The following is a 20,907-nucleotide window of genomic DNA, read 5'->3' on the forward strand; positions in this document are numbered from 1 at the left end:
AACCTTCAAAAATCAGCTGCCAGCGCCCACCGCATGGCCTGCCCGGTGGCGGGGTGGGCCAAGGCCAGTTCCCCGGCATGCAGCAGCAGGCGTGGCGCCTGGGCCTGGGTGGCGGCATTGGCGTACAGCGCGTCTCCCAGGATCGGGTGGCCCAGGGCGGCCAGATGCACGCGCAGTTGGTGCGTGCGGCCAGTGACGGGTTCGAGCTCGACCCGCGTGGTTCCTGCCGCCGTGTTGTGGTCCAGCGGGCGCCAGCGGGTGTGGCTGGGCTTGCCGTGCTCTGCATCAATCACGCGCAGGGGGCGTCGCTCCCAGTCGGCAGCGATGGGCAGATGGATGTCTGCCCAGGAGCCGGTCGGTTCGGCCACCAGGCCTTGCACGATTGCGACGTAGCGCTTGTGAATCTGCCGCTGTTCGAACGCCAGGCTCAGGCGCCGTTGTGCATCGGCATGCCGGGCCATGAGCACCAGGCCTGAGGTGGCCTGGTCCAGCCGGTGCACGATGAGTGCGCCGGGCCAGTGCTGCTGAGCGCGGGCACTCAGGCAGTCTTGCTTGTCGGGGCCGCGCCCTGGTACGCACAGCAGGCCTGAGGGCTTGCAGAGCACGAGCAGATCGGCATCCTCATGCAGTGCCACCGGGGCGGGTAGGCCAGCAGTGTCCGCAGCCAGCGCGCTGGTTTCAGCCTGCGGCATGGCTGTCGCCGCCCACCAGGCGCTGCACGGTGGCGCAAAGCTCTTCCACGTCGTTGGGCTTGTGGATCAATGCCTGTGCGCCTTCGGCCAGCGCAGCCTGTTCGATTTCGGCCGTGACGTAGCCCGAGGCCAGGGCCACGGGCAGGTCGGGGCGGATCAGGCGGGCTTCGCGCACGAGGTCCACTCCACAGAAGCCGGGCATGTTGTAGTCGGTGACCAGCAGGTCAAAGGCCTGCGGGGCAGCGCGCAGCGCGGCCGTGGCCTCGTGCGGGTCGGTGTAGCCGCTGACCTCATAGCCCCGGCGGCGCAGCAGGCGCTGAACCAGAAACACCAGGGCCTGGTCATCGTCCACGTACATCACGTGGTGCTTCTTGCGCGGTGCGCTGCCGGGGGTATCGGTGGCGGGAGGCGTCGAGGGTGCGGAGGATGCTGGTGCGGCCTGCACCGCTTGAGTGGGCTGCGCATCCAGGGTGCTTTGCGCCGCGCTGTGGGCGACCGGAAAGTACAACGTGAACCGGCTGCCCTGGCCGGGGGCACTGTGCACGTCCACGCCGCCTTCATGTGTGCGCATCACGCCGTGCACCACCGCCAGGCCGAGGCCCGTGCCCTGGCCCACGGGCTTGGTGGTGAAGAAGGGCTCGAAGATGCGTTCCAGCGTGGCAGCGTCCATGCCGGGGCCACTGTCGCGCACGGTCAGTGCGACATAGTCCACGGGGGCCAGGCCCAGCCGTTCGCTCAGGCGCTGGTCGGGCTGCACGGCAGCGGCTTCCACATGGATGCTGCCGCGCTCGGTGCCTTGGCTCTGGATGGCGTGGACCGCATTGGTGCACAGGTTGAGCAGGGCCTGCTCGACCTGCGTGGCATCGGCCAGCACGGGGGGCAGGCCCGCCTGCAACTGCATGTGCAACTCGATGGCGGGGGGCAGGGTGACGCGCAGCAGGCGTTCGGTGTCGTGCACCACTTCGGCCAACGACACTGCGGAGCGCTGCGGTGGCTCGTTGCGGCTGAAAGTGAGGATCTGGCGCACCAGGTCGCGCGCGCGGCGGCCGGCCTTGTCGATCTCCATCAGGCTTTCCAGCACTGGTGAACCCGGTGCGCAGTCGGCCTTGGCCAGCTCGACATTGCCCAGGATGGCGCCCAGGATGTTGTTGAAGTCGTGCGCAATGCCGCCCGCCATGGTGCCCACGGCCTGCATCTTGTGCGACTCGCGCAGTTGGGCTTCCAGCTCGCTGCGGTGCGCCTCGGCCTTCTTGCGGCCGGTCAGGTCGCGGGCGAACACGGTGGTGGTTTCGCCTTCGGCATGGCGCTCGAACGACACGCTCACCTCTACCGCCAGTTCCTTGCCGCTGGCGGTCAGCGCCGTCATTTCACCCAGCAAGGCCTGGGTGGTGAGCTGGGCAAACGCCAGGGCCTGCGCCGCGTCGGGCAAAAAGCGGTCCAGCGTACTGCCCAGCGCGTCGCTGGCGCTGCACTGGAACAGCGCTGCCGCCGTAGGGTTGAACACGGTGATGCGCTGGTGCTGGTCCACGCAGATGATGGCGTCCAGCGCGGAGTTGATGATGGCCTCCAGCCGCTTCTCACTGGCGCGGATCTGTTCGTTGCGCTGCTGCAGGGTAATGGCGCTGTGCTGCAGCGCCTGGCGCTCGGCCAGCAGTGGGCCTTGGTCGATCACTGCACACAGAAACTGCGACAGGGGTGGACCACTGCTTTGCGGGGCCTCAATGTGCGCGATGTGCAGGTCGCCCGTGATGGGCGTATCTGCATTGATGGAAAAAACGACCTCCTTGACCTCGCTGCGGCCCAGGTCCTGCGCCAGCGCGAAGGCCTCGCGCACGCGCCGGGCGTCCTGCGGGCGCACAAAGGGCATCAGTGCCGTGAGCGGGCGGTCGCGTTCGGTGGGCTGGAACGAGCGGTGCGCCATCGAGTTGGCCTGCACCACCATGTCGTGTTCGTCCACCACCATGAGGGCCAGCGGCACACTGGCAAACAGGGTCTCGAAGCGTTCGTAGGCGCTTTCCGCCACGGTCTGGCTGTAGCGCAGGACCTTGTTCTGGCTCTCCAACTCTGCCTGGTAGGCGCGCAGCTCAGCCACCAGGCCCTCGGCTCCTGTGCTGGGGGGCGTGGCACGCGGGGTGGGAGTCCCGGGCGCATGACCTGTGGGAGCGGGCTGCCGCCCCGCAGGGTCCAGAAACGACAGGTCGGGTTCACTCATGGGAGGGGCGCGGCCAGGGGTTTTGGCGCGAGGAAAGTGCGCGCGCTGCGCAATGCTGTGGGCCAGAAAGCATGGCCACGAGTGTACGCCCGCAAGCCTGCGGATCCTGCAGGCCCCGGGGGCTCGTACGCGCAGAGACCGGGGTGAACGGCTTCAGCGCCTCTTTCAAGGGGCGATTGTTGATCAATTGCGAACAATCCTTTTCTCTCACGGGGCTTACCGAAGGAGATTCGGATCCCTACAGTTCCACCATCCCGCATTTTTTAGATCCAACCCGATCGCTACTGACTGTCAGGAATTTTTGCCATGAACCCCATCGACGACACCTCCCTTGCCCAACCCCTGCTGAACAAACTGCAATGGCGCTATGCCGCCAAGAAGATGAACCCCGCCAAGGCGGTTCCGCAGGAGAAGGTGGAGCGCATTCTCGAAGCCGCGCGCCTGGCGCCCACCTCCAGTGGCCTGCAGCCCTTTGAAATCATCGTGGTGACCGATCCAGCTGTGCGCGCCAAGATCCAGCCCATCGCCTGGAACCAGGCCCAGATCACCGATGGCTCGCACCTGCTGGTGTTTGCTGCATGGGACAACTACACGGCCGACCGCATCAACATGATGTTCGATCTGACCAATGACCAGCGTGGCTTCAAGAACGAAGGCTGGGAAAACTACCGCCAGATGCTGCTGAACAGCTACCCCCAGCGCGATGCCGAGGTGAACTTCCAGCACGCAGCCCGCCAAGCCTACATTGGCATGAGTGCCGCACTGATCGCCGCTGCGTTTGAAGAGGTGGACTCCACCCCCATGGAAGGTTTTGACCCCAACGCGCTCGATGAGATCCTGGGCCTGCGGGCACGTGGCCTGCGCAGCGTATCGATCCTGCCGCTGGGTTACCGCGCCGATGAAGGCGACTGGCTGGTGAACCTGAAGAAGGTGCGCCGCCCCCGCGAGCAGTTCGTGACTGAAGTCTGAGGATCTCCTCCTAAGGCACAAAAAAGGCTGGACGGTGGTCCAGCCTTTTTTGCGTGGGGAGCCTCAGCGTGTGGCGGGTGCTGCATCCGTCACGCGGCGCATGGGCGTCAGTACAAAAGCCAGCGCGGCCAGCACCACCAGCGTACCTCCGCTGGCCGCAAACAGCTGGGTCAGCGTGATGCTTTTCATCACCCAGCCCGTGACGGCTGCGGAGATGGGGGCCAGGCCCATGAAGATGAACATGAACAGGCTCATCGCCCGGCCAATCAGGGCCGGTGGCACACGTTGCTGGATCCAGGTGAACACGCTCACCTGCATGAAGCCGCCGAGCAGGCCGATGACCAGCATCAGCGTTGCGCCCTGCCACACGGCCGTGATCAGCCCCAGAGGCATGAACAGTACACCGATGATGGCGTCGAACGCCAGGATGGTCATGCCCAGGCTGCCAAAACGCAGTCTCGGCAACATGCCCGACACCACCATGCCCAGGAGCGTGCCCGCGCCATGGGCGCCCACCATGGTGCCGAACGCGGCCGCGCCCAGCGCTGGCGTGCTGCTGGCCAGCACGGGGATGGCGATGTGGATGGGGCCCATGATGAACAGGGCGATGGCGCTCCAGTAGAGAAAGCAGGTGCGCAGCTCTCCATCACGCCAGAAGTGAACCAGGCCCTGCGCCACCGACGCCAGCACCGCCTGGGGTGCCGCAGCCGGGGCCGAGTTGCCAGCATGGGTCTGCACCTTGGACAGCGTCCAGGCGGACACCGCAAAGCTCAGGGCATCCAGCGCGAAGGCCAGGCCGATGCCGGTGGCGTTGGCATGGGCCGGTGCACTGGCGACTTCTTTGACTGCGTCGCCCGCACCAAACAGCGCAATGAGCAGCCCTGCCAGCAGGGGCCCAAGGAACATGGTCAGCTGGCGCAGGCCCAGGCTGATGCCGTTGGCGGCCTGCAACTGCGAGCGCGCCACCACGTGCGGCATCATGGCCGTGCCAGCAGGAATGCTGAAGGCCGTGGCCAGGCCAATGCCCAGCGACAGCGCATACACCATCCACAGCGTCAGGGTGCCTGCAAGCACCAGCCCCGCCAGCACGGCCAGCAGCACCAGGTTGATGTATTTGGTGATCATCAGCACCTGTTTGGGCGAGTGGCGGTCTACCAGTGCTCCGCCGATCAGGATGAACAGTGCGCGCGGCACGCTGATGAGGGCCAGCACGGTGCCCAGCACCAGGGTGTCGCCCGTCATCTGCAGCACCAGCCAGGGCAGTGCAATCAGCGTGAACTGGTCGCCCAGCATGGACAGGAAGGAGCCGCTCGTCATCCAGCGAAAGTTGGGGTCCTTGAACAGCGCGGCGCGCGGGTCCTGGGGAGCGCTCTTTGGGTGGGGGGGCGTAGGGTGATGGGGCATTTCAGGTCGCATGAACAGGGTCTCCAAAAGATTTGCGGGTGTGCCGGCGCCCGTTGAGCCACTGGCTCACGGCAGTGAATCGCACGCACAGGTGGTAGCTGGCCAGGCACAGGGCCGTGGTGGCCAGCACGTTGAGAGCCATCTTGGCCAGGACGGGAATCGGCACGCCATACAGCAGCGCGCCAAAACCAATCGTCAGCGGCAGGTGCACGAGGTACACCCAGTACGAGCTGTCGGCGAGGTAGGCGAGCCAGGCACGGGGCTGTCCGACGTGGCGCAGAAAGAGTCCGATCAGCGCAAAGCTCCACAACCAGGACGCGGCGTTGTAAGCCAGTGCCATCCAGAACTGCAGGTGCCGGGTGGCAGAGACGGGCTCGGCCAGGATCTCGGTGAAGGCACCGGTGACCAGGACCAGAGCAAAGGCCGAAGCCTCAGGCTGGGCCAGCACTTCCGACAAGAATGCAGTGATCAGGAAGCACACGAGCCCCAGGCCCGCCAGCACGGGCCAGTGCCTTGCGTAGCGCACCATCAAGTCCCTGCGCTGCGTGTACAGGCACAGCCCGAATCCATAGAACAGCCCGTTGTGGAGCCATTCCGCCAAGGGAGGCAGAAAGGAACCGCTGGGCGTGACGATTCCGTGGTCGTAGTGGGCGCCGATCCAGGCGAGTGGAAGGGTGAGCGCCACAACGCCCAGGGCCGAACCGCCCAGCCAGGCGGTGAAGCGCCCCAGGGCTTTTTGCACGCCGCCGGGCAGCGCACGTGCTGCAGCCCACCCCACAGGCGTGAACACGGCCAGCCACAGCAGCATCCACAGAAACCACAGGTGCATGGTCGGCGGGCCTTTGGGTACGTTGGGGCCGTGGGGCAGCAGGCTGCGGTCCACGCCCCAGGTGCCATGGGCCATGCGGTGCAGGAACAACAGGCCCAGCAGGGCGCTGACCGCCAACAAGGGCGGCCAGAACACCACAAAAGGCAGGCCCAGGCGGCGCAGCCGGTTGCGCACCATGCCCGCCAGCCCTCGGTGCTGCACCAGTGCCGACACAAAAAAACCGGCCAGGATAAAAAACAGGGGCATGCGGAACGCATGGATCACCGCCACCAGCAAGTCGGCCACCGGCGTGGACAAATCGTCGTGCCAGGGCAGGGGAGACGGCCGGCTCATGTAAATGACCGAGACATGCAGCACGATGCCCAGCCACATCATGGCGGCGCGCAGATTGTCCAGGGCATGCAGCTTTCGGCCCGGGGCGGCGGATTCTGGGGTGTGAGTCGGTCCATTCATAGGGACCGACTGTGAAGCCTCACGTTGCGTGAGGGTCAAGCACTTTTCTGACTTTTTGGGGCGGTGCTGTTGTCAGCGGTGTGGGGATACCACAGCGGCCGCAGGTGCTGGCATGGCGTGCGCCAGCGCTGCCTGCAGATAGGCGCGCACGGGAGCACTCAGGGGCGAGCCTGCCTGCAGCAGCGGTTCATTGGCGGAGGCCATGAGCAGCTTCTGGCGCAACTCGGGGCTGCGCCGCGTGAGTGTGTCGAACAGATCGTTCCAGCGCAAAGCGGCAGCCACCGCATCGGGGTGGTGGGGAGGAAGGGCGCGGGCCAGAAGCTGTTGAACGTCCTGCTCCAGCGCTGCCCAGTCGGTATGGGGCACATGGCCCAGTGTGCGCAGATCGTTGCGGGTCAGGTACTTTTCCAGCAGCGCCATGCGCAGCTTGATGGCCGTTTCGATGTACTCGATCATTTCACCCGGCGGTGCATGGTTGCGCCCCTGGGTGCTGGGTTCGGTGCGGAACATATGGCCCCAGCGCTCCAGCAGGTCCAGATCGCCCTTCATCCAGTGCAGCATGAGCGCCATCCAGCGGTAGGCCAGCGCCTGCACCTCGGGTGTGTCGGGTGCCAGTTGGCGGTCCATGGCGCTGCGCACCAGGTCTTTGACGATCAGCCAGTCAGCCTCAATGAGGTTCCAGTTCTGAAAGATGTGCTTGAGTTCGGCCGAGCTGAAATACTTGCCATAGGTCGTCATCAGCGCCAGGGCCTCCAGCCAGTTGCCCATGTCTGGCTCGGCACCGGCCATCAGGCCGTCCCTCAGCATGGTCAGGCGTCCGCGCAGTTCGGTGGCCTGCGCGATTTGCTGGTCCAGCGAGCGGATCTGCTGCCCGATGATGCGTTCGGGGGCCATGCCGTCACCCGCCAGCAGCGCCCCGATGTCGCTGAGCGCCAGGCCCATCTGGCGCATGGTCTGGATGCCGTGCAGTCGCTGCACATCGGCCTGGCTGTAGAGGCGGTAGCCGGCCTCGGACCGGCCTGAAGGCTTGAGCAGCCCGATCTCGTCATAGTGGTGCAGCGTGCGCACCGTCAGGCCGGTGCGCCGCGCGAGATCACCGACCTTGAGCAGCATGGGGTCAGCGGCCGATGGAGATGAGTTCGATCTCGAAGTTGAGCGTGGCATTGGGTGGGATCACGCCACCGGCTCCCCGGGCGCCGTAAGCGATGGAGGGCGGGCAGGTCAGCTTGGCCTTGCCACCCGGCTTCATGCGTTGCACGCCTTCGGTCCAGCAGGGGATCACGCCGTTGAGCGGGAACGACGTCGGCTCGCCGCGCTTGTAGGAGCTGTCGAACTCCTTGCCGTCCAGAAACATGCCTTTGTAGTGCACCTTGACGGTGTCGGTGGCCTTGGGCGAATCGCCGGTGCCGTCCTTGAGCGATTCATAAACCAGGCCACTGGCCGTGGTGACGGGGCCTGCGGCCTGGGCAGAGGCAAAGGGGGCAGCCAGAAGGCCAATGAGCACAAGGGCGGAAGAAATGCGCACGGGGAGTCCTTGAAACAAAAAAGAAAGGGGGAAAAGTCAGAACGCCATTTTGCTCGTCAGCAACGGTTGGGCTGAGAGCGGCGCGCCAGTGTAAAGGGCGTGGCGCCGTGGCTGGTGCCAATCCACTGTGGGCGCGTTAACCAACGTTAATGCGCAGCGGCATGCGGAGGGCAACACTGCAGCTGCGGCCAATGGGTGCCGAGTGCTTGTTTTTGCGGAGATGACGGATGCGTTCATTCAACGGCCACAGCGGACTGGCTCGGAGGACTTTTTTGGGGGGGCTTGCGACGGGGGGCGTGGGTATGGCGGTGGCGCAGGGAGCGCCGCCACAGCCACTGGCCGCCCGTTTGCCCGATGCGATGACCCGCCCCGGTGGGGCCGATCTGCCGTACGGCCTGCCCGCAGCACAGGAGGCGCAGGTGGAGCGGACCTTGTCCACTGCGGCAGGCTTTCCGGTGTGGCGCACGCCGTTGCAGCACCAGCGCGGCATCATCACCCCCAGCGGCCTGCACTTTGCCGTGCACCACAACGGCGTGCCCGACATTGCGCCGGAGCGCCACACACTGAAGGTGCATGGGCTGGTGCACAAACCGCTGCGCTTTGACTTGGAACGCCTGCTGCGCTACCCCATGGTCAGCCGCGTGCATTTTCTGGAATGCGCGGGCAACTCAGCCGCCAACGCGCTATCGCCCACGGCTCTGGACCAGACGCTGGGCGAGATTGCGGGCGAGGTGTCGTGTTCGGAGTGGACGGGCGTGCCGCTGGCCTATCTGCTGAACGAAGCGGGGGTGAAGGACAGTGCCCAGTGGGTGGTGGCCGAAGGCGCCGACGGTGGATCGCACAGCCGCAGCCTGCCCCTGAAGGCCTTGCTGGAGCACGGCATGGTGGCGCTGTACCAGAACGGAGAGCGGCTGCGGCCTTCGCAGGGCTACCCCATGCGCCTGTTCATGCCGGGCTGGGAGGGCAACGTCAACGTGAAATGGCTGCACCGGCTCGAAGTGACCGACGCGCCCGCCTACACCAAGGACGAGTCGGGTCTGTACACGCAAGTGCTGGCCGATGGACGGATCGAGCGCTTCGCGTTCCACATGGAAGTGAAGTCGGTGATCACGCACCCCTCCGGCCAGCAGCGTTTGCCTGAGCCCCATGGGTTTTGCGAAATCGCTGGTCTGGCCTGGTCGGGCCGGGGGCGCATAGCGCGTGTGGATGTGTCCTTGGACGGAGGTCGCACCTGGGCTGCGGCGCAGCTGCACGGCCCGGTACTGGACCGGGCCTTTACGCGCTTCACGCTGCCCTGGCAGTGGAACGGCCGCAAGGCCGACCTGATGAGCCGCGCCACGGACGAGCATGGTCGTACACAGCCACTGCGCAGTGAATGGAAGCGGCGCTATGCCATGCACTCGTTCAATCACTACAACGCGGTGCAGGCCTGGCGCGTGCAGGCCGATGGCCGCGTGGAGAACGTCTATGCGTGAAGACCTGTGCAGCCAGTTGCTGCCCGCAGGACGCGCCACCCTGCGGCGGGGCGTGGCCGTGGCGATGGTGGTGGGACTGCTGAGTGCAGGCAGAGCCAGCGAGGCCCAGGCGCCATCCGCTGCGGCTCCTGCACCAGCTGCGCCGCCAGTTGTCATCGGCTTAGGCCAGCCGCTCTCGCCTGCCGACATCGATCGCTATGCCATCACCGTCTTCCCCAACGGCCGCAATCTGCCACCCGGCCGGGGCAGTGTGGAGCAGGGCGCGCGGCTGTATGCCATGCACTGTGCCGCCTGCCACGGCGCACAGGGCATCGAAGGGCCTGCCGCACGGCTGGCGGGCACAGATGGTTTTATCGGCTGGAGCGACCCGCTGCGCCCCCTGCGCGTGCGCAAGTACCCGCTGCAGGTGTTGTCGGTGGGCGCGATGTGGCCTTATGCCACGACGGTGTTCGACTATGTGCGCCGGGGCATGCCGATGCACGCGCCCAAGAGCCTGACCGATGACGAGGTGTACGGCATCACCGCGCACCTGCTGCATCTGAACGGGTTGGTGGCAGGTGACGCCATCATGGACAAGGAAAAATTGCCCCAGGTGGTGATGCCAGGGCGGGATCGCACGCTCAGTGCGTGGCCACAGGAACGCTGAAAATTCTCAAACGCCGCGTGACGCTTCCACCAAGCCCAGCCGTGCCCGGATGCGTGATAGCGATACCGGCGAGATGCCCAGGTAGCTGGCCACATGGTGCTGCGGCAGGTGGGGCGTCAAATCACCGTGTGTAGCGAGAAAAGATTGGTAGCGCACCTCGGGCGGGTGGCTCAACAACTCGGCTTCGCGCTGTGCGTTCTGCTGAAACACATAGCCCAGGGCCTCTTCCAGCAAGGGGCCGATGTGGGCAAAGCTGCGTTGCCACTGCTGCAAGGTGGCATAAGTCAGCTCCACAGCCTCTACGGGTGCCAGGGCCTCGATGGCATAAGGGCTGGGCAGCGCCAGAGGCGGCAGGTTGCCAGCCACCCAGCTGCCGGTGCCGTGAAACGACCGGTTGCGTTCGGTACCTTGTTCGTTCAGGTAGAACAGCCGAACCACACCGCTGCGCACCTGCCAGCAGCGCGTGCTGGTCTCGCCCGCGGGCTGCAGCAGCGTGCCTGCGCCGAACTGACGGCGGGGCAGGGCCTGCCACAGAGCGGCCAGGGCAGGTTCAGACCGGACCAGCGCGTCCAGCGCAGGCGGCTGGCAGACAGTGCAGGCGCTGGTGGTCGAGGTCACTGCGTTCAGGCAATTCAGGCGTCTCAGGCGTAGTCAGACACCGGGATGCAGCTGCAGCTCAGATTGCGGTCACCCCATACGTTGTCCACGCGGCCAACAGGAGACCAGTACTTGGCCTGGCGCAGGGCGGCCACCGGGTAAGCGGCGGCTTCGCGGGCGTAAGGGCGAGCCCATTCGCCGCCCAGCAGACTCTCGGCCGTGTGGGGTGCGTTCTTCAGCGGGTTGTTGTCCTGCGGCCAGGCGCCGGATTCGATCTGGCGGATCTCTTCGCGGATGGCAATCATCGCGTCGACGAAGCGGTCGATCTCGAACAGCGTTTCGCTCTCGGTGGGCTCCACCATCAGCGTGTTGGGCACGGGGAAGCTCAGTGTGGGCGCGTGGAAGCCGTAGTCGATCAGGCGCTTGGCGACATCCTCAGCCATCACGCCGCTGGTGTCCTTGAGGCCGCGCAGGTCCAGGATGCACTCGTGCGCCACGTGGCCATTGGCACTCGCGTACAGCGTGGGGTAGTGATCCTTGAGGCGTGCACTGATGTAGTTGGCCGAGAGGATGGCGGTTTCGGTCGCAGCCTGCAGGCCTTCGGCGCCCATCATGCGGCAGTACATCCAGCTGATGGGCAGCACGGCGGCATTGCCCAGAGGCGCTGCCGACACGGCACCCACGCCGCCGGCCACACCGGCCGTGGCATGACCAGGCAGGTAGGGCACCAGATCGGCCACCACACACACGGGACCTACGCCGGGGCCGCCACCGCCGTGCGGAATGCAGAAGGTCTTGTGCAGATTCAGGTGGCTCACGTCGCCGCCGAACTCGCCAGGGGCGGCCACGCCGACCAGGGCGTTCATGTTGGCGCCGTCCACATACACCCGGCCGCCGTGGCTGTGCACCAGGGCGCACAGCTCCTTCACCTGCGTTTCGAACACGCCGTGCGTGCTGGGGTAGGTGATCATGATGCAGGCCAGGTTGGCACTGTGCTGTTCGCACTTGGCCTGCAGGTCGGCCATGTCCACGTTGCCGTTGGCGTCGCAGGCGGTCACTACCACCTGCATGCCCACCATCTGGGCGCTGGCGGGGTTGGTGCCGTGTGCGCTGCTGGGGATCAGGCAGATGTTGCGGTGGCCGTGGCCCTGGGCCTCGTGGTATGCCTTGATGGCCAGCAGGCCCGCGTATTCGCCTTGCGATCCGGCGTTGGGCTGCAGGCTGATGCCTGCGTAGCCCGTGGCCTGGCACAGCCATGCGCGCAGCTGCTCATCCAGCTCCTTGTAGCCCAGCAGCTGGTCGGCAGGGGCAAACGGGTGCACGTTGGCAAACTCGGGCCAGGTGATGGGGATCATCTCGCTCGTGGCGTTGAGCTTCATGGTGCAGCTGCCCAGAGGGATCATGCTGCGGTCCAGCGCCAGGTCCTTGTCAGACAGCTGGCGGATGTAGCGCAGCATGCCGGTTTCGGAGTGGTGGGTGTTGAACACCGGATGAGTCAGGTACTTGCTGGCGCGGCGAAGTTCGGTGGGGATCAGCGGCTCTACACCCTTCTCGAAGGCGTCAAACGTGGGCAGCGCCTGGCCATCCGCGGCGAACACCTTCCACAGCAGCTCGATGTCGGCGCGCGTGGTGGTCTCGTCCAACGAGATGCACAGGTAGTTTTCGAAATAAATTCGCAGGTTGGCGCCCAGCTGTACTGCGCGAGCAGCTATGGATTTAGTAGCGCCATCGGTCTTGAGCGTCAGCGTGTCAAAACACGCCTGCGGGCGCACCGGTGCGCCCAGTTGGGTGAGCCCCTTGGCCAGAATGGCGGTGTAGCTGGCCACACGCTGTGCAATGCGCTTGAGCCCATCGGGGCCATGGTACACGGCGTACATGCTGGCGATCACGGCGGGCAACACCTGCGCGGTGCAGATGTTGGACGTGGCCTTTTCGCGGCGGATGTGCTGCTCGCGCGTTTGCAGGGCCAGGCGGTAGGCGGGCTTGCCATGTGTATCCACGCTCACGCCCACCAGGCGGCCGGGCAGGCTGCGCTTGAACTCGTCGCGGCAGGCCATGTAGGCAGCGTGCGGGCCACCCGCGCCCATGGGCATGCCGAAGCGCTGCGTGGTGCCTACGACGATATCGGCACCCCATTCACCGGGCGGGGTGATCAGCGTGAGGGCCAGGAGGTCGGCCGCTGCGATGAAGGCCGCCTGTTTGGCATGCGCCTTTTCCACGTCGGCGCGCAGGTCATCAATGCGGCCGCTGGTGGCGGGGTACTGGGCCAGCACGGCGAAGTAGTCGCCGTTCAGCGCTGCATCCCATTCGGCGGCGGAGTTGGCCAGCACCACATCGATATTGAGGGGCTTGGCACGGGTCTGGATCACTTCGATGGTTTGCGGGTGGGCATCACCGGCCACCACAAACACATTGCTTTTGCTCTTGACGGAGCGCTTGGCCAGCGTCATCGCCTCAGCGGCGGCCGTGGCTTCGTCCAGCATCGACGCATTGGCAATCGGCATGCCGGTCAGATCGCAGACCATGGTCTGAAAATTGACCAGCGCCTCCATGCGGCCTTGCGAGATTTCGGCCTGGTACGGCGTGTAGGCCGTGTACCAGGCGGGGTTCTCCAGGATGTTGCGCAGGATGACGCCCGGTGTGTGGGTGCCGTAGTAGCCCTGGCCGATGAAGCTCTTCAGGACCTGGTTCTTCGATGCCATCGCCTTGAGTTCGGCCAGCGCCGCCGCTTCCGTGATCGGCAGGGGCAGGTCCATCGCGCGGCTGCGTGCAATGGAGCGCGGCACGATGGAGTCGATGAGGGCGCGGCGCGAGGCCTCACCAATCACCGACAGCATGTGCGCTTCATCGGCCGCATCGATGCCGATGTGGCGTGGCAGGAATTCGGTGGCGTTTTCAAGCGCTGCGAGCGTGGGCAGGGGGGCGAGGGTGGTCATCGGCGGCGGCGTGGGACAACAAGGAGGCACATTGGCCCGGCAGGGCGCCGGGCCTCGGGGAACAAAAGATCCGGAGATCAGGCGTTCTTGGCGAACTCTGCGTACGCAGGTTCGTCCATGAGCGCGTCGAATTGCATCATGTCGGTCACGTGGACCTTGAAGAACCAGCCAGCGCCCAGCGGGTCGGTGTTGGCCAGCGAGGGGTCGGCGCGCAGGGCTTCGTTCACCTCGACGATTTCGCCGCTGACGGGCATGTACACGTCGGCGGCGGCTTTGACGGACTCCACCACGCCGGCGACTTCACCTTGGGTGAAGGTCTTGCCGACTTCGGGCAGGTCCACAAACACCACATCGCCCAGCGCGTCCTGGGCGTGTACCGTGATGCCCACGGTGGCGGCTTCGTGGTCGGAGATGTCGATCCACTCGTGATCCTTGGAAAACTTGACGGTCATGGGGGCTCCAGAAAAAAAGGGGAAAAACAAACAAAAGTGCCGATGCCAGCCAAGACTGTAGCCGGGCTGGCGCAGTTTCAGACGGTCAGCCGCGGTAGTAGCGCGCGGGGGTAAAGGGCATGGCACGCACTTCCATGGGCACGGCCTTGCCGCGCACGATGGCGTTCACCCGCGTGCCGATGGCGGCGAAGGCGGGTGTGACATAGCCCATAGCCACGGGTTCGTTCACCGTGGGGCTCAGCAGGCCGCTGGTCACTTCGCCAATCTTCTGGCCGTCTTCGCTCTGCAATTCGGTGTGTTCGCGCACAGGCACACGCTCCAGTGCGACGAGGCCGACGCGCTTGCGCTGCAGGCTGGCGGGGTTGTCGATCTGCGCGAGCACCTTGTCTGCTCCGGGGAAACCCCCTGCGCGGGCGCCGCCCGTGCGACGCACCTTCTGGATGGCCCAGTTCAGCGCGGCTTCAGGCGGCGTGGTGGTGGTGTCGATGTCGTTGCCATACAGGCACAGGCCTGCTTCGAGGCGCAGCGAGTTGCGCGCACCCAGGCCGATGGGCTTGACTTCAGGCTGCGCGAGCAGTGCGCGGGCCAGGGTGTCGGCCTGCGCAGCGGGCACCGAGATTTCAAAGCCGTCTTCGCCCGTGTAGCCGCTGCGGGTGACAAAACAGTCGCAGCCCGCGATGGAAAAATCACCGCCCGTCATGAACACCAGCTTTTCAACGCCGGGCGCCAGGCGCGCCAGGGCAGTGACGGCTTGCGGGCCTTGCAGCGCCAGCAGCGCGTGGTCGGGCATGGGGATCACGTTGCAGCGCTGGCCGATGCGGGCCTGGATGTGGGCGATGTCGCCCACCTTGCAGGCGCCGTTCACGATCACGAACAGGGTGTCGTTGCCTTTGTTGAAGAACATCAGGTCATCAATCACCGTGCCTTCGTCGGTCAGCAGCAGGCCGTAACGCTGCTTGCCCACGGGCAGGTCGATCACGTCCACGGGCATCAGCGTTTCAAACGCCGCTGCGGCGTCAGGGCCGACCAGCTTGAGCTGACCCATGTGCGAGACATCAAACAGACCCGCCGCGTTGCGCGTGTGCTGGTGTTCAGCCATCAGCCCTGCGGGGTATTGCACGGGCATGGAATAGCCGGCGAACGGCACCATGCGGGCGCCCAGCTCGATGTGCAGGGCGTTCAGGGGCGTGGTGAGCAGGGGGGCGGTGGTGGCTGACGACATGGCGGACTCCGGGCAAATGGGGGCCGCAACCACGGAGGTGGTCACGGGATTTGCCCTGCTGTCCGCTTTACCTGAGAGATTCACCGCAGCGCCCTGGCTGGCCGTGCGGTTTGCTCCTTCGGTGGATGGCCTCAACACGCGGTGCGGCGGACCATCTCTCTCCAGCAAGGGAACGCCCGCATCACTGCGGGCGGTTGTCAGTCCTTTTGCCTGAGCGTTCGGCTGTTGCCTGCGCCTTCGGCGGTGCGGTGGCCTGTGGGGCTTGGCACTCTCTCCTGACCGGGGGATTCTAACTACTTTGCGTAGACCAGATCGCGCAAACCCAGCGACAACTGCGGCACATAGGTCACCACCATCAGGCAGGCCATGATGACAAGCACAAACGGAATCAGGTGCCCGACGATGCGGTCTAGCGATATTCGCGCCACGGTGCAGGCTGCAAACAGGTTCACGCCAAACGGCGGCGTGATCATGCCCATGGCCAGGTTCACTACCATGATCAGGCCAAAGTGCACCGGGTCCACACCAAAGTGGATGGCCACGGGAGCCAGGATGGGCGCCAGAACGATGATGGCGGCACTGGTCTCGATGAACATGCCGATCACGAACAACGCCGCGTTCACCCCGAGCAGGAAGAGGGTGGGGGATTGCAGCACCGCCTCCAGCCAGCGGCCAATGGCATCCGGCACGCCAGCACGGGTGATGAGGAAGGCGAACAGGCCCGCATTGGCAATGATGAACATGATCACTGCGGACGAGATGGCCGATTTGCGCAGGATGGCAAACAGGTCCTTGAGCCGGATCTCGCGGTATATCACCACCCCCACAATCAATGCGTAGAACACCGCCACGGCCGATGCTTCAGTGGGGGTGAATACGCCACCGTAGATGCCGCCAAGGATGATCACCGGCATCAGCAGCGCCCAGCCCGCCTGCAGCGTGGCCTTGCCAAGAGGCATGCGGCCGTCGCCGTCGTTTTTGCCCCAGCCCTTGTACTTGCAGTACGCCCAGACAAAAAGCATCAGCGCGCCACTGATCAGCAGCCCCGGGCCAAAGCCGGCGATGAACAGCTCGCCAATCGACACTTCGGCGCTCACGCCATACAGGATCATGGGGATGGAGGGCGGGATGATCACGCCCAGCTCGGCGCTGGTGGCCTGCAGGGATGCGGCGTAGCTCGTGGGGTAGCCATGCTTGATGAGCGCGGGGATCAGGATGGCGCCAATGGCAAATGTGGTGGCCACCGACGAGCCCGACACGGCCGCAAAGATCATGCAGGTCAGCACGCAGGTCATGGGCAGGCCACCCTGCACGCCGCCCACGATGCTCTTGGCAAACTCCACCAGGCGGCGGGATATGCCGCCCGTTTCCATCAGGTTGCCCGCGAGGATGAAGAACGGAATGGCGGCCAGCGGAAATTTGTTGATGGAGCCAAACATCTCCTTCACAGAGATCAGCATGTTGGCATTGGCTACCTGGATGCCCAGGATGGAGGCCAGGCCGATGGAAACGGCCACGGACACAGTGAGTGCAAAACACAGCACCATGGTGGTGATCATGACGGGCGTCATTGCGCGGTCTCCAGCTCAAGGCGTTGAGGGTCTAGCAGGTTGCCGACGATGCCAATGGCGCTGAACACGCCACCCACCGGCATGGCCACGTAGGCCCAGAACATGGAGACGGATTCGAGCCCCGCCATCGACTGCACGCCGCCGCGTTGGGCATAGTCCCAGCCCCACCACACGATCACGCCAATCAGTGCCAGCGCCGCCACTGCCACGACATAGTCCAGCACCCGGCGCACGCGCGGGGGGCTCCAGCGGTACAGCACATCCACGCTGACCATCGCGCCCTGGCGGAACGCGCTGGGGATGGCCAGGAACACCATCCAGATCAGGCTGAAACGGATCAGCACTTCAGTCCACTCGGCGGGCTGCTCCAGCACAAAGCGGGTCACGATCTGGAACATGCCCAGCGATGCGGCAATGACCAGCATGGCGCACGCGCCGAGCAACGCTGCAAACGTGGCCCCGCGTTCAAACATCAGAAAAGCTTTTTTCATGGGGCGGACAACGCCATGGGTTCGGATGATTCGGTGGAGAGAATCAGATTGAAGATAAAAAACGCCCGTAGCGCTTATTCTACGGGCGTTGTGTGCTACTAAAAATATAGTAGCTGATGCGCATGCAACTACTTGACGTCGCGGATCTTGTCCAGGGTGGCCTTGCCAAACTGTTTTTCAAACTCGGCGTTCACAGGCGCCAGCGCCGCCACAAACTTGGACTTGTCCGGATTGTCCACCACCGTCATGCCTTTGGCGCGCAGGTCGGCCACGCCCTTGGCGTCGTCTTCATCCACGCGTGCACGGTTGGCCTTGGTGCCTTCCTTGGCGGCGTCGATGAAGGCCTGCTTGTCGGCGGCCGAGAGCTTGTCGAACGAGGCCTTGTTCATCACGAAGATGGCAGGCGAATACACGTGGCCGGTCAGCGTCAGGTGCTTTTGAACTTGGTCGAACTTGGCCGAGATGATCACGGGCAGCGGGTTCTCCTGGCCGTCCACGGTGCCTTGTTGCAGGGCCGTGAACACTTCGGGGAAGGCCATGGGCGTGGTGATGATGCCGAAGCCCTTGTACGCGGCGATGTGCACGGGGTTTTCCATGGTGCGCATCTTCAGGCCCTTGAGGTCTTCAGGCGTGTTCACCGAGCGCTTGCTGTTCGTCATGTGGCGAAAGCCGTTCTCGGCCCAGGCCAGGGCCTTGAAGCCCTTGCTGTCGAACTTGGTCAGCATCTCCTGGCCGATGGGGCCATCCAGCACCGCACGCGCATGGGCCTTGTCGCGGAACAGGAAGGGCACGTCAAAGATGCGCGCTTCGGGCACAAAGTTGGGCACGGGGCCGGTGGAGCTGAAGGCCAGCTCTTGCGTGCCCAGCTGCACGGCTTCAATCGATTCGCGCTCGCCACCCAGGGCGCCGTTGTAGAACGTCTGTACCTTGTAGCGGCCGGCCGTGCGCTTTTCGACTTCCTTGGCAAACGTGTCGATGGCAATCCCCTGGTGGGAATTCTGGGCTGTCGAGATGCTGATGCGCATGGTGGTCTGCGCGGCAGCGGTGGCCACAAAGCCGAGCGCAAGGCTCAGGCCGACGACGAGTTTGGTCAGTTGCATGCTGTCTCCTGTTAATGGTGGGCTGGGTTGGTGGGGATGCACGGTTGCTCCTTGCAGAGCGGACCCCAGCCTCTGCCAAATTATGGCGGTGCAGCATCGGCGCAGGCATCGGGGTTTGTGCTGGTAAGCGTGCTTATTAACTACCCACCAGGGCGCTAGCCAAGGCGCTTCTGTTGGCCATGGGCGACGCCAAAAAATGCCAAGGGCCCCGTGCTGGCGGTAACCAGCCGGGGCCTTGTCAGTTTGTGCGCTCCGGTAAGAGCGCCTTGATGGAAGAAGTATGCGCGGGGCGGATGAGATGAATTTGCTGAATTCGCTTCAAATGGAGTGAATCGCAGGATATTTTTCTGTGTTGGCGAAGATTGGTGAATAATCCAGCCGATGGATCGACTGGATAGAAAAATTCTCGCTGTGCTGCAGGGCAACGCCCGCGCCAGCCTGCAAGAGATCGGGCAGGCCGTGGGCCTGAGCGCATCGCCCTGCTGGGGCCGCATCAAGAAGATGGAAGAGGCGGGTGTGATCCAGGGCTATACCGTGCGCATCAACCCGCAGTCGCTGGACCTGGCCGACACGGTGCTGGTGCAGGTCACGCTCGACAGCCATTCCGACAACACGCTCGAAAAATTTGGCGAAACACTCGCCAGCATTCCCGAGGTGATCGAGGCGCACCTGGTGTCGGGCGACTACGACTACCTGCTGCGCATCGTCGTGAAGGACACGCGCGATTACGAGCGCTTGCTGCGTGAGAAGCTCTACAAGATCAAAGGCATCCGGCACAGCCGCTCCAGCTTCGTGCTGCGCACGCTCAAGAAGGCCGATCTGCCCCTGTTTGTGGGGTGAGTTTGAATGAAATTGGACTCTAGCGCTTATCTTTAAAGCGCTAATAGCTATTGTTTTTATAGTATTTGCATCCGGTCGCAATTCCATTGCGCAGGCATCGAGGAAACCCGGCGATGCTCTGTTTTTGCGGTTCAAAGGCTGTGGAACACGCGGATCAACGGCAGAATGGCCACGCCTTTCAGCGCTGGCTTGGGGGGTGTTGCACCACCAGGGTGCACCGCCCAGGAGCTTGCAACGTGCCAGCAAGGCCGGAGAACCACCACCATGAACCTGCGTTTTGTCGAAGCCTTTTACTGGGTGGCCTCCCTCAAGAGCGTGACGCGCGCAGCGGAAAAGCTCTTTCTGACGCAGTCGGCCATGTCAAGTCGCGTGGCGGCGCTGGAGGAAGAACTGGGCGTGCTGCTGCTGGACCGGCGCGACAAACATTTCAAGCTCACAGTGGCGGGCACGCGCTTTCTGACGTACGCCAAGCGGATGCTGGAGCTGCAGCGCCAGCTCAAGGCCGAGATGGGCTCGGGCGGCCCGCTGGAAGTGTCGATTCGACTGGGCGCCATTGAGTCGGTGCTCCACTCGTGGCTCATCCCCTGGGTGGAACAACTGCGCAAGGACAACCCGCTGCTGGAGCTGGAACTCACGGTCGAATCCACGCCGGTGCTGCTGGATCAGATCCGCCGGGGCACGCTGGATGCCGTGTTTGCGGCCTTGCCCGCATCGGCCGAAGGCATTCGCAGCCAGGCGCTGACGCCGATGGAGATGGTGTTCGTCGGCAACAGCAAGATCCACCGCAAGCGGCGCTATGCATCAGAAGACTTTGCCGGCACCGACATCCTGACCTTTCAGCGCGGTTCTCAGCCCCATGTGTACCTGTTGGACACGCTGCGCCAGGCGCAGGTGGAGCCGCGCTGCGTGCACACCATTTCCTCAATCTCTGCCATGGTGCAGCTGGTGCAGGGCGGTTTTGGCGTTGCCACGCTGCCGCGCCTGGCGGTGCAGAGGATGCTGGCATTCCCGGATCTTCGTGCGCTGGCCTGCGACATTGCGCTGCGTCCGCTGCCCATTCACGTGAGCTACCGCGAAGACCCGTCTTCGCCCGCGATGGAGGCGATCGTGCGTTCGGCGCTCAGCTTCATCGAAGCGCAGCAACCCCCAGCGCCCAAGCCCCGCAAGGCCCGCGCCTGAGCGCGGGGACCACGCACGCTCCTTTTTCCGCTGCGCGCACTGCGGCTGCAGTGTCTGCGTTTACGGCGCAGCCCCGAGAACTTCGCATTGAAGCGACATGCGCAGTTCGGTGCGGCTGCGCTTGTGCAAATTCTCCTTTCGAGGACTCGGGTTAACCCTAAATAGAAATTCAAGGGTTAACCCTGAGCACCAAATTGGTTTGCTTCGCCCCAATGAAGTGCATCGAAAAAATCGATGAGCTAAGAGAAATTTTTTGAATTTGCCAGCGCAGTTACACCCCAACACAATCCGTCCAACGTCATGCAATTGACTTT

The 20,907-nt window shown here is 64.4% G+C and carries 18 protein-coding genes and 2 riboswitches; of the genes, 5 read left to right on the forward strand and 13 right to left on the reverse strand.

Annotated features, from left to right (window positions below; genetic code table 11):
• Positions 1-5: 5 nt before the first annotated feature.
• On the reverse strand, positions 6-692 hold the full coding sequence (locus ACT89O_RS11940; protein WP_121506584.1) for an RluA family pseudouridine synthase: 687 nt from the start codon (positions 690-692) through the stop codon (positions 6-8).
• A complete protein-coding gene (locus ACT89O_RS11945; protein ID WP_487262759.1) occupies positions 679-2,904 on the reverse strand; it encodes a PAS domain-containing hybrid sensor histidine kinase/response regulator in 2,226 nt (741 codons plus the stop codon). Before ACT89O_RS11945 ends, ACT89O_RS11940 begins: the two co-directional genes overlap by 14 nt.
• Positions 2,905-3,210: 306 nt before the next feature.
• Between ACT89O_RS11945 and ACT89O_RS11950 the strand changes: the two genes are divergently transcribed.
• Complete coding sequence (locus ACT89O_RS11950) at positions 3,211-3,873, forward strand: NAD(P)H-dependent oxidoreductase (RefSeq protein ID WP_121506582.1); 663 nt, start codon at positions 3,211-3,213, stop codon at positions 3,871-3,873.
• A gap of 63 nt (positions 3,874-3,936) precedes the next feature.
• Here ACT89O_RS11950 and ACT89O_RS11955 read toward each other — a convergent pair whose 3' ends face one another.
• The 4 genes from ACT89O_RS11955 to ACT89O_RS11970 form a co-directional block, all read right to left on the reverse strand.
• Complete coding sequence (locus ACT89O_RS11955; RefSeq protein WP_487262760.1) at positions 3,937-5,277, reverse strand: MFS transporter; 1,341 nt, start codon at positions 5,275-5,277, stop codon at positions 3,937-3,939.
• A gap of 1 nt (position 5,278) precedes the next feature.
• Positions 5,279-6,559, reverse strand: a complete 1,281-nt coding sequence (locus ACT89O_RS11960; protein ID WP_487262761.1) for an acyltransferase family protein — start codon at positions 6,557-6,559, stop codon at positions 5,279-5,281.
• Positions 6,560-6,631: 72 nt separating this feature from the next.
• A complete protein-coding gene (locus tag ACT89O_RS11965; RefSeq protein ID WP_121419944.1) occupies positions 6,632-7,672 on the reverse strand; it encodes a MerR family transcriptional regulator in 1,041 nt (346 codons plus the stop codon).
• 4 nt (positions 7,673-7,676) lie between these two features.
• A complete protein-coding gene (locus tag ACT89O_RS11970; RefSeq protein ID WP_369801340.1) occupies positions 7,677-8,078 on the reverse strand; it encodes an FKBP-type peptidyl-prolyl cis-trans isomerase in 402 nt (133 codons plus the stop codon).
• A 233-nt stretch (positions 8,079-8,311) separates the two neighbouring features.
• Between ACT89O_RS11970 and soxC the strand changes: the two genes are divergently transcribed.
• Positions 8,312-9,559: a sulfite dehydrogenase gene (soxC, locus tag ACT89O_RS11975; RefSeq protein WP_487262762.1), complete on the forward strand. Its 1,248-nt coding sequence runs from the start codon at positions 8,312-8,314 to the stop codon at positions 9,557-9,559.
• Positions 9,552-10,205 (forward strand): c-type cytochrome, encoded by a 654-nt coding sequence (locus tag ACT89O_RS11980; protein WP_487262763.1) that lies wholly within the window; start codon positions 9,552-9,554, stop codon positions 10,203-10,205. Before soxC ends, ACT89O_RS11980 begins: the two co-directional genes overlap by 8 nt.
• A gap of 6 nt (positions 10,206-10,211) precedes the next feature.
• Here ACT89O_RS11980 and ACT89O_RS11985 read toward each other — a convergent pair whose 3' ends face one another.
• The 7 genes from ACT89O_RS11985 to ACT89O_RS12015 all read right to left on the reverse strand — a co-directional run bounded on the left by ACT89O_RS11985 (position 10,212) and on the right by ACT89O_RS12015 (position 18,574).
• Positions 10,212-10,823: a Crp/Fnr family transcriptional regulator gene (locus ACT89O_RS11985; protein WP_487262764.1), complete on the reverse strand. Its 612-nt coding sequence runs from the start codon at positions 10,821-10,823 to the stop codon at positions 10,212-10,214.
• Positions 10,824-10,846: 23 nt separating this feature from the next.
• Positions 10,847-13,738, reverse strand: coding sequence for an aminomethyl-transferring glycine dehydrogenase (gene gcvP, locus ACT89O_RS11990; protein WP_487262765.1), 2,892 nt, complete (start codon positions 13,736-13,738; stop codon positions 10,847-10,849).
• A gap of 77 nt (positions 13,739-13,815) precedes the next feature.
• Complete coding sequence (gcvH, locus tag ACT89O_RS11995; RefSeq protein WP_055397402.1) at positions 13,816-14,190, reverse strand: glycine cleavage system protein GcvH; 375 nt, start codon at positions 14,188-14,190, stop codon at positions 13,816-13,818.
• A gap of 85 nt (positions 14,191-14,275) precedes the next feature.
• On the reverse strand, positions 14,276-15,412 hold the full coding sequence (gene gcvT, locus ACT89O_RS12000; protein ID WP_487262766.1) for a glycine cleavage system aminomethyltransferase GcvT: 1,137 nt from the start codon (positions 15,410-15,412) through the stop codon (positions 14,276-14,278).
• 48 nt (positions 15,413-15,460) lie between these two features.
• A riboswitch (glycine riboswitch) is annotated at positions 15,461-15,587 on the reverse strand.
• Positions 15,588-15,608: 21 nt separating this feature from the next.
• Positions 15,609-15,692: riboswitch (glycine riboswitch) on the reverse strand.
• Positions 15,693-15,705: 13 nt separating this feature from the next.
• The gene (locus tag ACT89O_RS12005) at positions 15,706-16,983 is read right to left on the reverse strand and encodes a TRAP transporter large permease (RefSeq protein ID WP_055397398.1); all 1,278 of its coding nucleotides are present in this window, start codon (positions 16,981-16,983) and stop codon (positions 15,706-15,708) included.
• On the reverse strand, positions 16,980-17,474 hold the full coding sequence (locus tag ACT89O_RS12010; RefSeq protein WP_055397396.1) for a TRAP transporter small permease: 495 nt from the start codon (positions 17,472-17,474) through the stop codon (positions 16,980-16,982). Before ACT89O_RS12010 ends, ACT89O_RS12005 begins: the two co-directional genes overlap by 4 nt.
• 128 nt (positions 17,475-17,602) lie before the next feature.
• On the reverse strand, positions 17,603-18,574 hold the full coding sequence (locus tag ACT89O_RS12015; RefSeq protein ID WP_121419952.1) for a TRAP transporter substrate-binding protein: 972 nt from the start codon (positions 18,572-18,574) through the stop codon (positions 17,603-17,605).
• A 381-nt stretch (positions 18,575-18,955) separates the two neighbouring features.
• Between ACT89O_RS12015 and ACT89O_RS12020 the strand changes: the two genes are divergently transcribed.
• Positions 18,956-19,414, forward strand: a complete 459-nt coding sequence (locus ACT89O_RS12020; RefSeq protein WP_010458688.1) for an Lrp/AsnC family transcriptional regulator — start codon at positions 18,956-18,958, stop codon at positions 19,412-19,414.
• Positions 19,415-19,678: 264 nt separating this feature from the next.
• Positions 19,679-20,593: a LysR family transcriptional regulator gene (locus ACT89O_RS12025; RefSeq protein ID WP_121419953.1), complete on the forward strand. Its 915-nt coding sequence runs from the start codon at positions 19,679-19,681 to the stop codon at positions 20,591-20,593.
• Positions 20,594-20,907: the final 314 nt, after the last annotated feature.

Source organism: Acidovorax sp. NN32, assembly GCF_057597245.1.